Origin of the sequence: Dyadobacter pollutisoli (assembly GCF_026625565.1) — a bacterium.
Taxonomy (GTDB): Bacteria; Bacteroidota; Bacteroidia; order Cytophagales; family Spirosomataceae; genus Dyadobacter; species Dyadobacter pollutisoli.
In genome coordinates this window covers 2,529,058-2,542,345 of the sequence record NZ_CP112998.1, presented here as the reverse complement: position 1 = coordinate 2,542,345, position 13,288 = coordinate 2,529,058, and the positions used below count along the sequence as shown (strand labels likewise).

The 13,288-nt window shown below is 44.9% G+C and carries 12 protein-coding genes; 10 read left to right on the top strand and 2 right to left on the bottom strand.

Annotated elements, in window-relative coordinates:
* The first annotated feature begins 13 nt into the window (after positions 1-13).
* Positions 14-1,309 (top strand): glutamate-1-semialdehyde 2,1-aminomutase, encoded by a 1,296-nt coding sequence (gene hemL, locus ON006_RS10435; protein WP_244819721.1) that lies wholly within the window; start codon positions 14-16, stop codon positions 1,307-1,309.
* Between the two features lie 56 nt (positions 1,310-1,365).
* Positions 1,366-2,376, top strand: coding sequence for a glycosyltransferase family 2 protein (locus ON006_RS10430; protein ID WP_244819720.1), 1,011 nt, complete (start codon positions 1,366-1,368; stop codon positions 2,374-2,376).
* A gap of 162 nt (positions 2,377-2,538) precedes the next feature.
* On the opposite strand, the gene ON006_RS10425 is transcribed toward ON006_RS10430, so the two are convergent.
* A complete protein-coding gene (locus tag ON006_RS10425) occupies positions 2,539-3,312 on the bottom strand; it encodes a class I SAM-dependent methyltransferase (RefSeq protein ID WP_244819719.1) in 774 nt (257 codons plus the stop codon).
* Between the two features lie 109 nt (positions 3,313-3,421).
* Here ON006_RS10425 and ON006_RS10420 point away from each other — a divergent pair, with 109 nt between their 5' ends.
* From ON006_RS10420 to ON006_RS10385, 8 genes are all read left to right on the top strand, one after another.
* A complete protein-coding gene (locus ON006_RS10420) occupies positions 3,422-3,745 on the top strand; it encodes a hypothetical protein (protein WP_244819718.1) in 324 nt (107 codons plus the stop codon).
* Between the two features lie 415 nt (positions 3,746-4,160).
* Positions 4,161-5,528, top strand: coding sequence for a histidine--tRNA ligase (gene hisS / locus ON006_RS10415; protein WP_244819717.1), 1,368 nt, complete (start codon positions 4,161-4,163; stop codon positions 5,526-5,528).
* A 51-nt stretch (positions 5,529-5,579) separates the two neighbouring features.
* A complete protein-coding gene (gene hisG / locus ON006_RS10410) occupies positions 5,580-6,443 on the top strand; it encodes an ATP phosphoribosyltransferase (RefSeq protein WP_244819716.1) in 864 nt (287 codons plus the stop codon).
* Positions 6,444-6,448: 5 nt separating this feature from the next.
* A complete protein-coding gene (gene hisD / locus ON006_RS10405) occupies positions 6,449-7,717 on the top strand; it encodes a histidinol dehydrogenase (RefSeq protein WP_244819715.1) in 1,269 nt (422 codons plus the stop codon).
* Between the two features lie 70 nt (positions 7,718-7,787).
* Positions 7,788-8,216 (top strand): Xre family toxin-antitoxin system antitoxin, encoded by a 429-nt coding sequence (locus ON006_RS10400; protein ID WP_244819714.1) that lies wholly within the window; start codon positions 7,788-7,790, stop codon positions 8,214-8,216.
* Positions 8,217-8,669, top strand: a complete 453-nt coding sequence (locus tag ON006_RS10395; RefSeq protein WP_244819713.1) for an RES family NAD+ phosphorylase — start codon at positions 8,217-8,219, stop codon at positions 8,667-8,669.
* 31 nt (positions 8,670-8,700) lie between these two features.
* On the top strand, positions 8,701-9,771 hold the full coding sequence (gene hisC / locus ON006_RS10390; RefSeq protein ID WP_244819712.1) for a histidinol-phosphate transaminase: 1,071 nt from the start codon (positions 8,701-8,703) through the stop codon (positions 9,769-9,771).
* Positions 9,772-9,816: 45 nt separating this feature from the next.
* A complete protein-coding gene (locus ON006_RS10385) occupies positions 9,817-10,338 on the top strand; it encodes a hypothetical protein (RefSeq protein ID WP_244819711.1) in 522 nt (173 codons plus the stop codon).
* Positions 10,339-10,390: 52 nt separating this feature from the next.
* Here ON006_RS10385 and ON006_RS10380 read toward each other — a convergent pair whose 3' ends face one another.
* Entirely contained in the window at positions 10,391-13,267 is a 2,877-nt protein-coding gene (locus ON006_RS10380; protein ID WP_244819710.1) for a T9SS type A sorting domain-containing protein, read from the bottom strand.
* Between the last annotated feature and the right edge of the window lie 21 nt (positions 13,268-13,288).

The window sequence follows — 13,288 nt, the reverse complement described above, 5'->3', positions numbered from 1 at the left end:
TTGCCCAACATTTATGAATACTTCAACGAGCCAGAGTTTATTTGAAAAAGCGCAGCATTACATTCCGGGTGGGGTCAATTCCCCGGTAAGGGCATTCCGGGCAGTCGGTGGGTCACCTATTTTTATCAAATCCGCGAAAGGACCTTATGTATATGATGAGGATGGAAATGAGTACATTGAACTGATTAATTCCTGGGGGCCGATGATCCTCGGGCATGCGCATGAACTGATTCAAGAGGCAGTTTCCGACGCAATTCAACATTCGTTTTCTTTTGGGGCACCTACCCGGAAAGAGGTGGAGATGGCGGAACTGATTGTCAGTATGGTGCCTTCCATTGAAAAGGTGAGAATGGTGAATTCGGGAACGGAGGCTACTATGTCGGCGATACGAGTAGCGAGAGGATTTACCGGTCGCGATAAAATCATCAAATTCGAGGGCTGCTACCATGGCCACGGCGATAGCTTTTTGATCGCAGCGGGCAGCGGGGCAGTTACATTCGGCACGCCTGACAGCCCGGGAGTGACCAAAGGCGTTGCAAACGACACATTAACAGCACCATTCAATGATCTGACGGCGGTCCAACAGCTAGTGGACGCTAACAAGAACCAAATTGCGGCATTGATCCTTGAACCTGTGGTAGGTAATATGGGTTGCGTGCTTCCCGCAGAAGGTTTTTTACAAGGTCTGCGCAAGATCTGTGACGAAGCCGGAATTGTATTAATTCTGGACGAGGTAATGACCGGTTTTAGATTGTCAAAAGGCGGAGCACAGGAAAGATTTGGAATAACGCCGGATCTAACGACGTTAGGAAAGATAATAGGCGGAGGAATGCCCGTGGGAGCATACGGTGGCAAGGCTGAGATTATGAATTGGGTTTCTCCCGCAGGCCCGGTGTACCAGGCAGGCACATTGTCGGGCAATCCGATTGCCATGGCAGCGGGTCTCACGATGTTGCATTATTTGAATGAGCACCCGGGAGTTTATACGCAATTGGAGGAGTCAGGTAGCAAGCTGGCGTCTGGTTTTACGGCTTCCATGAACAAGCTGGGGTTGAATTATACATTGAATCAAATCGGCTCGATGTACACATTGTTTTTTACAAATCAGGCGGTTACTGACTTTCCTTCTGCCAAATCTTCGGACCTACCACTTTTCGGCAAATATTTCCATGCTATGCTCAACAGAGGCATTTATATGGGACCGTCGCAATTCGAAAGTATGTTCCTTTCCACAGCCTTGACAGATCAGCACATCGATAAAATCGTAACTGCCAATGAGGAATCACTAAAGGAAATATTGAGCCTATAATTCACTCATTCACTCATTCACTCATTCAGTCATTCAGTCATTCAAAATTCACTAAAATGCGCCAGTATTCCATCATCATACCTGTTTACAACCGTCCCGATGAGTTGCAGGAATTGCTGGAATGCCTGGCCAGGCAAACGGTCAAGAGTTTTGAAGTGATCGTTGTTGAGGATGGGTCCAAAATCAAGGCTGATGAAATTGTGCATTCGTTCGAGGGTCGATTGGACATTAAGTATTTCTATAAGGAAAATGGAGGCCAGGGTTTTGCAAGAAATCATGGATTTGAGAGAGCTTCGGGCGATTACTTTATTCTACTCGATTCCGATGCATTGATTGAACCGGATTATCTGGCCATTGTTGAGCAAAAACTAAATACGGATTACGTCGATCTATACGGCGGCCCGGATACAGATCACCCATCATTTTCCCCGATACAAAAAGCAATCAGCTACTCCATGACCTCTGTTTTCACAACAGGGGGAATTCGCGGGAAGAAGAATAATATGGGTGGTACATTTCATCCGCGTAGCTTCAATATGGGCCTTTCCCGAAGGGTTTGGGAGAAAACAGGCGGGTTCCTGACCAGCAGAATGGGGGAGGATATCCTGTTCAGTATCGGTGCAATGCGACTCGGTTTTCGCTCTGCATTAATTCCGGAGGCATTTATTTACCATAAAAGGAGAACAAAATTTGGCCCGTTTTTTAAGCAGTTAAAGTTTTTCGGACGCGCCCGCATCAACATTGCCAGGTTTTATCCCGACGAACTGAAACTCGTCCATACGTTTCCATTGCTTTTTACACTGGCAGTTTGCAGTATCCCGTTCTGGTTCCTGATTTATAAGCCATTTTTCTATCTGGGATTGATTGGACTGGGTACTTACATTGCATTGCTGTTTATTGATGCATTGAAGCAGACGAAAAGCATTGAAGTTGCTTTTTTAGGCATAGGAGCGGCATTTGTACAACTTTTTGGGTATGGTACTGGCTTTATGCAGGAGGGATGGAAGAGGATCTGGGAGAAAAAATCACACCGGGAGACGGGCGCCGCCATCGAATACCCGTCCTGATATCGTCGCGACGCCGCCCCCAACCCCAACCCCAACCCAGGACTTAAGTCCTGGGCTATAGCGATCCTGGGCTAGTAGCGACCCTGGGCTAGTGATGTGTCCTGGGCTAGATGGTGCCCTAGGCGAGACTTGGCAGGTCTTCAAGACCTACCAAGTCTTATTTCACAGCTTCTGGCAGAAATAGACAATTTCTTCGCCAGGCAGGGCGTAACGCTGAACTTCTTCTTTGGAAAGCTCATCCACTACAAAACGATCTTCCTTTACAGTAAAGCCACCTTTTTCGAGTTCGCGACCATAATTTCTTCCAAAAAGCCTTAAATGGTCATTTTGCAGAAAATGCTTCTCGCGCTCACGCGGATCGGTAATGGTTGCATCTTCGTAGGTAGTTTCATATTTCATATCCTGCGGGGACTGTATAAGTGCGTAGCCGCCTGGTTTCAGCACGCGGTGCAGTTCGCTCATCGCAAGTATATAGTCATCCACGTGCTCCATTACGTGGTTACAGAATGCGACATCAAAAGTATTGTCAGGAAAAGGAATCTGGTGAATGTCCATTTTGACTTTCGCTAATGGAGATTCAATATCAGCCGTAATGTAGTCTAGGTTTTTCATGTGCTCAAACCTGTCGATAAAACAATATTCAGGCGCTACATGCAGCACTTTAAGATTGGCCGTAAAGAAATTAGTTTTCCTTTTCAGATAAAGCGCCATTAAACGGTGGCGTTCCAGCGATAAACAACTTGGACACAGCGCATTTTCGCGGCTGGAAGTATTGCGTCCGTAGGGGAGGAATTTTCGGTAGTGGCTTTCACAAACCGGGCATTCAACTTTATTACCAGTGTAGAAGATGCTGAGAAAACGGGCAACCCAATGTCCGATCAATTGCAGATAGGGGCGGGGAATATACCTTAAAACTAAACTTATGATGGCTTTCATTAAATCAATTAACTAAAAATTAATAATTTTAGGATCATAACAAGGAAAAAGTTCATAAATGATTCCATCGATTGATCCGAAACCACCTGGTAAAAGGCTGATTAAAAGAATGTCAACACGTACCAAATGGATGATTCTTGCTCCATGCGGTTTGTTGCTGTTCAGTTTTGGCCTGACTGTCCTGAGCGAAGCTGCACATGAGCGACGTACGGGAGAGCCTACGCAGGTATGGGTTGTTCTCGGGTTGTACAGCCTGGCCCTGATAAACGGGGGGCTGATCATGTTCGGCGAAGCACTTCGGTTTCGCATTCTTTTGCATATCCGCCGCGAGACACGCCGTAGTATGCGCCAGCTGATCCGCAAAGTGAATACCAAATCCCCAATCAAATCCAAATCCGGTAAAAAAGCAAAAAGCCCTACCAAAACAGATTGACAGGACTAGTTGAATAACATTCCGGAGAGGCTTTACTTATTTTTTGTTGGCTTCAAACTGAGCCTTTATTGCCTCAACGTCGACGTTGCGTACTTCTGGTTTGCGTAAAAGGTCTTTAATTTTCGCGGTACGATTATTTGCTACTGCCTTGTTTCTGCGACCCTTACGTTTTAATTCCGTAACTCCCATTGTAAATATTGTTTTGTGAAAGAGCCGCAAAATTAAGCATTTCTGTGTAAATAATGCAGACAATAGTCATAAATATTGCACAAGCTCTCCTAACTTTACGGTTTAATCGGCGTTCAAGCCGTACTTTTTTCAATTCTGACATCAATTGGCGCATAACTGCCGGCTTACATTTGTGCCGGCAGCTTGTCGCCGATAAAGATCAGGACTTAATTGACAGCTTCATATAATGAGTAAACCATCACTTGCCCGCGGAACCCGTGACTTTGGTCCCGAACAGATGGCCAAGCGTACCTTTATCTTTGACACCATCCGGCGCTCTTTTCAACGATATGGCTTTTTGCCATTAGAAACACCAGCTTTCGAAAACCTTTCTGTGTTGATGGGAAAGTATGGGGATGAGGGCGATCAGCTTTTGTTCAAGCTTTTAAATTCAGGCGATTTTAGTGGGAAACTGACCGAGGAGGACTGGAAGGAAGGGTATAAGCCTTTAACGACCAAGATTTCTGAAAAAGGCCTGCGTTACGACCTTACTGTACCTTTCGCACGCTATGTCGTGATGAACCGCGGTACTTTGGCGATGCCATTCAAAAGGTATCAGATTCAGCCGGTTTGGCGTGCTGACCGACCTCAGAAGGGACGTTACAGAGAATTTTATCAATGTGATGCAGATGTGGTCGGTACAGATTCTTTGCTTTGCGAGGCGGAAATAGTAACACTTTTGCATGATATTCTTCCGTCTTTGGGCATTACAGATTTTACTGTTAAGATCAACAACCGTAAAATTCTGACGGGCATTGCAGATATGGTAGGGGCGCATGGGATGGAGGGACCGCTGTGTGTTGCCATTGACAAGCTGGATAAAATTGGAAAGGATAAGGTTGTTGAGGAGCTTCTAGAACGTGGCTTTTCCAGTGAAAGTGTCGTAAAATTAGATCCGGTTTTTGACCTCGCGAATGAAAAAGAACCTTTTGCTGAATTGAAAAACTGGCTTGGCGATTCAGAAATAGCCATGAAGGGTATTCAGGAGTTGGAGGAAGTGTGGGATATGGTGAAGGTACTTGGGCTTGAAAATCCTAAAATTCAATTTGACGTGACTTTGGCCAGAGGGCTTTCCTATTATACGGGAGCTATCTTTGAAGTGAAGGCCAATAATGTACAGATCGGCAGCATCTCCGGCGGCGGTCGCTATGATAACCTGACTGGTACTTTCGGTGTTCCAGGTATTTCCGGTGTTGGAATTTCACTCGGTGTAGACCGGATTTATGACGTGATGGAGGAATTAAATCTCTTTCCTGAAAGTCGTAAAACCAGTACGAAGGTAATGATCTCAAACTTCGATGTGGATGCATTCAGGTTTGGTCTGGCGATTTTACCCAAATTGCGGGAAGCTGGCATTAATGCCGAAATTTATCCCGATTCCGTAAAATTGAAGAAACAACTGGATTATGCTGACAGAAAAAGTATTCCCTTTGTAATTTTGATCGGGTCTGATGAAATGCAGTCCGGACTTTTAACTTTGAAAAATATGCATACCGGCGAGCAGCAGAAGTTAGACGTCGACGGCATCATATCTTTAATTGCTGCTGAACTTTAATAACCCTTTTTCCAATTACTGACTAAATCTCTGATCAGAGAGCTTAATAATATGAATAAGAATATTTTAAGAATTGCAATACAAAAATCGGGAAGGCTGAGTGAGGATTCTTTAAAACTGATTAAAGAGTGTGGGATACGTTTTGATAATGGTGCCGGAAAGCTTAAAACCGATGCTACCAATTTTCCTGCGGAAATTCTGTTTTTGCGGGATGACGATATTCCGGGATATGTAGAAGATGGCGTGGCTCATCTGGGGATTGTCGGTGAAAATGTTTCGGAGGAATCAAGTAAGAATGTAGATACCGTTCACAGGCTTGGATTTTCAAAATGCCGATTGTCAATTGGTGTTTTAAGAGAACATGAATATGCAGGTGTTCAGGATCTGGAAGGAAAAAGTATTGCTACTACTTATCCGCGTTTGTTGGGTAAATATTTAGAATCCAACGGCGTAACTGCGCAAATTCACGAAATCAGCGGTTCGGTAGAAATTGCCCCGAGCATTGGTTTGGCTGATGCGGTTTGCGACATTGTTAGTTCGGGCAGCACACTTTTGAGTAATGGTTTGAAAGAAGTTGAAACCATTTTCAAGTCGGAGGCAGTAATGATCGCCAGCAAGAATCTGTCGGATGTACAGCAAGACCTGCTGGATCAGTTACTTTTCCGCATTAAATCGGTTCAGGTTGCCAAGAATAACAAGTACATTTTGCTCAATTGCCCGACCAGCGCTGTTGAGAACATTACCAAATTTCTACCGGGAATGCGTGCCCCGACTATCCTGCCTTTGGCAACGGAAGGCTGGTGCTCATTGCATTCGGTGATCAATGAAAATGAGTTCTGGGAGAACATCGAGAAAATCCGTCAGGCTGGGGCAGAGGGTATCCTGGTCATTCCAATTGAAAAAATGATCTTATAATTGATATGAATATTATTCCATTTCCTGCGAGGGATCAGTGGCCGACATTGCTGGCAAGGCCCGTGCAGGAAGCTCAGGATATTGAAGCCAAAGTGATCCCGATCCTTGAACAGGTTAAGAGCGAGGGTGACCAAGGTATAAGAGCGTTAGCCAGAAAATTTGACAAAACAGAACTGACTAATCTTGCTTTTTCAGAAGCCGATATGGCTGGGGCAGAAGCAAAACTGGATGATGAGCTCAAAGCAGCGATACAGCAGGCTTACCGGAATATTTACAAATTTCACGAAGGCCAGTTACAGCCTGTTGAAAAAATAGAAACAATGCCAGGCGTCACTTGCTGGCGGAAAAGTGTCGGTATTGAAAAAGTCGGGATTTACATTCCGGGCGGATCCGCACCATTGTTTAGTACTGTTTTAATGCTAGGTGTTCCTGCACAAATCGCAGGTTGTAAAGAAGTGATTTTGTGCACACCTTCGGATCATCCGGCGATACTTTATGCAGCGAAACTGGTAGGCGTAACCAAAGCTTTCAGGATCGGCGGGGCGCAAGCTATCGCTGCATTGGCTTACGGTACAGAAAGTGTTCCCAAGGTTTATAAAATATTTGGGCCTGGTAACCAATACGTTACCACTGCCAAAATGCTGATCAGCAAGGAAGGCGTGGCGATTGATATGCCCGCAGGTCCCTCGGAAGTGGCTGTGTATGCAGACGATACCGCAGTACCAGCATTTGTGGCAGCAGATTTGCTTTCGCAGGCAGAACACGGCCCGGACAGTCAGGTACTTCTGGTTTCGACCAGCAAAAAGCTGCTTTCCTCCGTAAACCTTATATTATCTTCACAAATGAACAGCCTGCCACGGCGCGAGCTCGCGGCACAATCCATCGGAAACAGTAAAGCGATTTTGGTAGAGAATGAAGAAGATGCGATCGAATTGCTGAACCAATATGCAGCGGAGCATTTAATACTAAGTGTTGAAAACGCAGAAGCAGTTTCAGAGAAAATAATCAATGCGGGGTCGATCTTTTTAGGCAACTATACACCTGAATCTTGCGGAGATTATGCATCCGGTACCAACCATACACTTCCTACCAATGGCTATGCAAGGGCATACAGTGGCGTATCCGTTGACAGTTTTGTAAAGAAAATCACGATACAGAACATAACCGAGCAAGGTATCAAAAACATAGGCCCCACAGTAGAAGCAATGGCAGAAGCCGAATCACTGGCTGCACACAGGAAAGCAGTAAGCATCAGATTGAAAAGTCTTTTTTGAAAAAAATAGAAAACCCAGAAAAATGTCGTAAATTTGAGGACATTTTTCTGGTACCTAAATTTCAAAGGCGATGACAGCATTTATGGTAAATGAACGTTTGGGAGGTTACGGAATTCTCAAACATACTGTAAAAAACGATTTCGATCTGGCATATCTTGCCGCAAACGGAGTCCCCAAAGCATCAATTCAACATCTCTCCGATTCCGTAGGCATGGACGCCAAAGACGTGATAGCGTTATTACCCGTCACGCCCAGGAACCTTCAACGCTACGATGATAAAGATTTGCTGAGCAATGTCGTTTCAGATCATCTGATCGCATTGGCAGATCTGTTCTCCGTCGGTATCCGGGCTTTGGGAAAAGAATATTTCAAAGATTGGTTGAACGGTGAAATTCCGGCATTAGGCAAAGCGAGGCCAGTTAGTTTCCTGCGTACACATGCGGGGATCGAACTTGTCAAAACTGAGCTAGGTCGTATTGAGCACGGTATCTTCGCCTAAATGGAGCTTTTCAGAATAACAAAAACCGAGTACCAGGAAGACCTGACGGGTATAGGGGCATTTTATCACGGAGGACGATGGAACTCTCCCAGAAATGCCATGCTGTATACCTCATCCCATCGCTCGCTGGCTATGCTGGAAGTGCTGGTCCATTCGAACAAAACAATACCACCTCCCGATTACGTCATTGTGGTCCTGTTCGTACCTGATGCCAAGGCACATTCCACCTCACCATATCTCCTTCCTGAATGGTACGGAAACCAGCAATGGAGCAAAGAAGTGGGCGACGACTGGCTCAAAACGGGAAAGAATATGTTATTAAAAGTACCCTCCGTGCTGGCCAAATCGGAATATAATTATCTTATCAACCCTGCACATCCCGATGCAAGCTCTGTAAAAATCATTGATGTAGAGCCATTTACGTTCGACAATAGACTGTTCTTTTTTAAATAATATCCATCAAACGGCGCTTTGCCGTCATAGTATGAGCAACTTCGATTTAAACAAAATACTTCGCCCACACATCCTTTCCCTGGCTCCTTATTCTTCGGCAAGAGACGAATATACAGGCCACATAGGGATATTTCTGGACGCGAATGAAAACCCATACGGATCGGTTACTGAGGCCGATTATAATCGCTATCCTGATCCATATCAAGCCAACATCAAGCAGAAGCTGGTGCCCATTAAAAATATCAGCGCCGAACAAATTTTCCTTGGAAACGGAAGTGATGAGCCGATTGACTTGCTGACGCGCGCTACCTGCACGCCCGGAAAAGACCACGTCATCATACTTCCGCCCACTTATGGAATGTACGAAGTAAGTGCTTCTATACATGACATTATAATCGATAAGGTCTCATTGACAAGCGATTACCTGATTGATATCCAGGGGGTTCTTAGCGCAGTTACGCCGGATACCAAGATCATCTGGATATGCTCGCCTAACAATCCGACAGGCAATGTGATGCAGCATGAAGCGATTCAGACCATTCTGGAAAACTTCAATGGACTGGTGGTAGTCGATGAAGCATACATTGATTTTACAGAGACGCCTTCCTGGATCCAGCATCTTGATCAATATCCTAATCTGGTCGTGTTGCAGACATTCTCCAAAGCATGGGGACTCGCAGGTATCAGAGTCGGAATGTGCTTTGCTTCCGCTGGGCTGATCCGCATCCTGAACAAGATCAAACCACCCTACAACATCAGCCTACCAGCTCAGCAGGCGCTTTTGCAAGGTTTGGACTCGATTGAGAAAAAGGACAAAATGGTGGCTGAAATTCTTAAAGAAAGAGCTTCTTTATGTAACATGTTAGCAGATTTATCGTTGGTGATTAAAGTACATCCGACAGATGCTAATTTTCTATTGGTTCAATTTGAAGACGCAAAGGCGGTAATGGATTATCTGATCAGTGAAACTATTATTGTCCGGGATCGCTCGCGTGTACACCTTTGCGACGGCTGTTTGAGAATCACAGTAGGTACGAAGGAAGAAAACGAAACATTGATTGAATCATTAAAGAAATTTCAGCTGAACGGCATTATGGCCTAGTCGCATTTTAAGCATTCAAGAAAAATTCCCCGATAAAAATTGATTATGAAGAAATTAGCCTTAACATTTATTTGTACGCTTTGCTTTGGATTTGCACATGCCCAATACGACAACTGGGCAGTTGGTTTTAAACTGGGAGAGCCGACCGGCGTTAATATCCGGAAATATTTTAACAACATTCATGCATTAGACGTGACGATTGGGACATACGGTGGTGTTTTGTCCAATAACCGTAAGTACAGGGGGGATGAAGGAATTTATAAAAATGCCGGATTATCGCTTCAAGTGCATTATTTGTGGCATACCCCATTATTCAACTCGGAAGCGGTTCACGTTTATTATGGCCTTGGAGGGCAGGTTAACAGCCGCCGCTCGTATCCGAAACGTTTGAATGGCAATTACGAAAAGGACATTTCACTGGGCGGCTCGGCCCTGGGAGGCATTGAATATTACATTCCGGACAATCGAATGTCGATCTTTCTGGAAGGTGGAACCTACGTTGAATTGTTGCCACGACCATTTTACCTGAGCCCCAACATTTCAGCGGGTGTTCGTTTTAATTTGTAAAATATGAAAAGAAAGGGAGTCAGGCTAAAACCTGCTCCCTTTTTTCATGCCCTCACTCCTTAATTACTTTGTAAATAGCATCTCCGTCCTTAATAAAGTAAATACCACTTTTCAGATCGGACATATCCAGCGAAAACTGGTCCTTAGACAAGCGGTTAAGTTTTCTGACCTGTAATTCCCTCCCGTTGGCGTTGAATAATTGCACCGCCTCCGTTTTTAAACCCTCAATGGTCAGCAAACTTTTGACCGGATTAGGGTACACAAAAGACGTTTGCAAATGCTGACTATTAACATTTCTGCTGAACGAATAAGCGAAGGAGCCGTCGATATCCACTTGTTTTAACCGGTAGTACGAAATTCCGAAAAGAGGGGACCGGTCGTCATAGCGATACTCCTGAACGGTATTGCTATTTTCCCTGGCTTCTACCCTGGAAAGAGCCTGCCAGTTTTTGGCATCGGCTGACCGTTGTATTTCAAAGTAATCACTATTTATTTCTTCCGAAGTGGACCAGAACAGGGATACGGTATTTTCCTGCAAGGTCGCATTAAAATGGATTAATTCTACTGGTAAGACTATGTCTCCTGACATGATCCCGAACTCAGATGTACTTTTAACCGTCCCTGTCCGGCTTGCAGTCCCAGTAATCGCGTCTCCTGTTTGAATGGTAGACCCAGCCACCGGCGTGAAAGTTACATTCGTAAATTTGCCCGTTGCATCGGTAGCAATGGTGCCCAGGTATTCTCCGCCCTCTCCATGTGGCGTAATCCTGCCGTGCCCCGTAGAAACGGCACCGTCCTGGTTTCCATCATTGTCCTGTTTGTATACTTCAATGTTAAGCACTTCATTAATAGTTGTTCCGGGGGTTTCCTCGGTTGCGCCCGCCGTGCCGACGTAACCGCTGACGGTAATCGTACCATCGTTGTGAAGGACAAACTTGGTGAATATTGGATAATCCAGGGCGTTGTTGCTATTGGTAGTTCCGCTCCCAAGTGCGCCATCATTCACATCCACCGCAGCATTTAGATCCAAAAGATTAATGGAAAGGCCGCCATTATTGTGAAAGGAATTACGGCTGATCAGGCAGGATGTCACAGGCCGGATTCCGGCAATAAAATCCTTTGTTATATTTCCGACGCCAATACCGTAATTGGTGCTATTAGCAATCAAGTTACCCATGGAAGCTAATGGATTGCTTTCTCTGGATCCAATAATTATGTCTTTTGAACCATCAATAACCATAATCCCATAACCGTTACCAGCAGCGGCGGCAGCGAAATCAACGCCAATATTGTTTCCAGAAACACTTATTCTCTCAACTTGACCGGGTTCATCTGGATTGAAGGGATCTCTGGTGGAATACATGATGATACCAGCCACCGTGCTGTTACATATATAATTCCTTTCACTTTGGTCGTTAATCTCGTCTCCATCTGTGCCTATAACTATTTCCGAAGTACCTTCAATTCTTATGCCATTACCATTACCCATAGAAGCCACCCCCAGATTATTTAGTCCAATAAAATTCCCGCAAATCTTCCCATTAGCATATTTTACCTCCGTATATAAAATACCATTCATGCCGTTTGAGCTAATCACGTTTCTCATTGCAGGGAGCAATGATGCAGCTTTGGCATCGTCATAACCAATCGTCACCGAATAAGCGCCACTATTTGTTCTTCCTCCGCCCAAGAACAAGTTGATACCATTGCCGGCGTTGCCCTTTGCCAACATTCCGGTTACGTCCGTACCAATTTTGTTGCCAGCTATTGATACACCGTTCACGTCGGCCATCTCGATGCCATCGGCGCTGTCATCGGTGAGATTTACTTTATGAGCACTGATTATGTTTCCTTCCAAATTATCAGAAACCCCATCAGCATTAGTTCCAATGACGATATCCAATGACGCATCGTTCGATTGTCTTGAAAAAGTGATCCCGTTTGTTCCAATTTTCCCGGTTGTCAGCGCTAATGTATTGATATTCCCGTTTCCGAGCTCTGTGGTTCCATCGGCACCCAAACCCACAACATTTCCGGCTATTTTCATATTCGAGGTGTCCAATAGCCTCAAACCGTCGCGACCATTGCCACTAATAATGTTCCCCTCCAGAGCGTCAGATATTCCGTCGCCATTTGTACCGACAATGACTTCGCGACAATCGTTTAGCATAATTCCACCGTTCTTATTTGTACTCTCCAAAATTGCTGTATTCCCGAATTTATCGGTTGGACCAATGTAATTGCCAGCGATTGTCAGACCGGTAATGAGTTTTGCATATATCCCGGAATTTCGATCTGTTCGGTACTGGGCAGGGTCATAAGCGGTATTGTTGACCAGGTTTCCCTCGAAGGAATCCTGAGCTCCGTCTCCGTTAGTGCCAATGAAGACTGACGATATCCCGCCATTATAAGAGCTTTGTAAATGAACACCAGTTCCCATGTTGGTTGTACCGGTAACTGAACCATTTTCCTTCGCCCCAATATAGCAACCCCATACGTGTAAAATTGAGATATCCTGAACTGCCCTGATTGCAGCATTGGTATTGTTTATCCCTGTATTATAAATAGAAAGACCGGAAAGATATACGTAATAGGTGTTCTGGAAAGTGAAGCCATTAAATCCAGCGAGATCGATTGCCATTGTGATAACCCTGCTTTGAATCGTGCCTACGGAAGCGCCGGGGGCAGAGTATCCGTTGATGCTTATATTATGATTGGTGATAGCAGGTAAATCGGCCGTTAGAACGATTGTACCCGCGATTTTAAAGTTGATGTCGTGTGGGCCGGATAAGTCTGCATTCGCTAACACTATTGCATTTCTGAGTGTTCCTGGTGTATTTGCGTCCGATAAGGAGGTGACGTCGAAAGTGGTTGCTTTCAGATGATGGCAGATTATCGCCAATAGCATGCATAATAGTGCTCTTTTCATAAACGGGTCATTTTGTGATTG

What these genes read in the sequence shown, in the direction of transcription:
- ON006_RS10400 (WP_244819714.1), top strand. Translation starts at nt 7,788, where the DNA reads ATGACAGCATTTATGGTAAATGAACGTTTGGGAGGTTACGGAATTCTC.
- ON006_RS10425 (WP_244819719.1), bottom strand. Translation starts at nt 3,312, where the DNA reads ATGAAAGCCATCATAAGTTTAGTTTTAAGGTATATTCCCCGCCCCTAT.
- hisC (WP_244819712.1), top strand. Translation starts at nt 8,701, where the DNA reads ATGAGCAACTTCGATTTAAACAAAATACTTCGCCCACACATCCTTTCC.
- hisG (WP_244819716.1), top strand. Translation starts at nt 5,580, where the DNA reads ATGAATAAGAATATTTTAAGAATTGCAATACAAAAATCGGGAAGGCTG.
- hisS (WP_244819717.1), top strand. Translation starts at nt 4,161, where the DNA reads ATGAGTAAACCATCACTTGCCCGCGGAACCCGTGACTTTGGTCCCGAA.
- ON006_RS10380 (WP_244819710.1), bottom strand. Translation starts at nt 13,267, where the DNA reads ATGAAAAGAGCACTATTATGCATGCTATTGGCGATAATCTGCCATCAT.
- hemL (WP_244819721.1), top strand. Translation starts at nt 14, where the DNA reads ATGAATACTTCAACGAGCCAGAGTTTATTTGAAAAAGCGCAGCATTAC.
- ON006_RS10430 (WP_244819720.1), top strand. Translation starts at nt 1,366, where the DNA reads ATGCGCCAGTATTCCATCATCATACCTGTTTACAACCGTCCCGATGAG.
- ON006_RS10385 (WP_244819711.1), top strand. Translation starts at nt 9,817, where the DNA reads ATGAAGAAATTAGCCTTAACATTTATTTGTACGCTTTGCTTTGGATTT.
- ON006_RS10395 (WP_244819713.1), top strand. Translation starts at nt 8,217, where the DNA reads ATGGAGCTTTTCAGAATAACAAAAACCGAGTACCAGGAAGACCTGACG.
- ON006_RS10420 (WP_244819718.1), top strand. Translation starts at nt 3,422, where the DNA reads ATGTCAACACGTACCAAATGGATGATTCTTGCTCCATGCGGTTTGTTG.
- hisD (WP_244819715.1), top strand. Translation starts at nt 6,449, where the DNA reads ATGAATATTATTCCATTTCCTGCGAGGGATCAGTGGCCGACATTGCTG.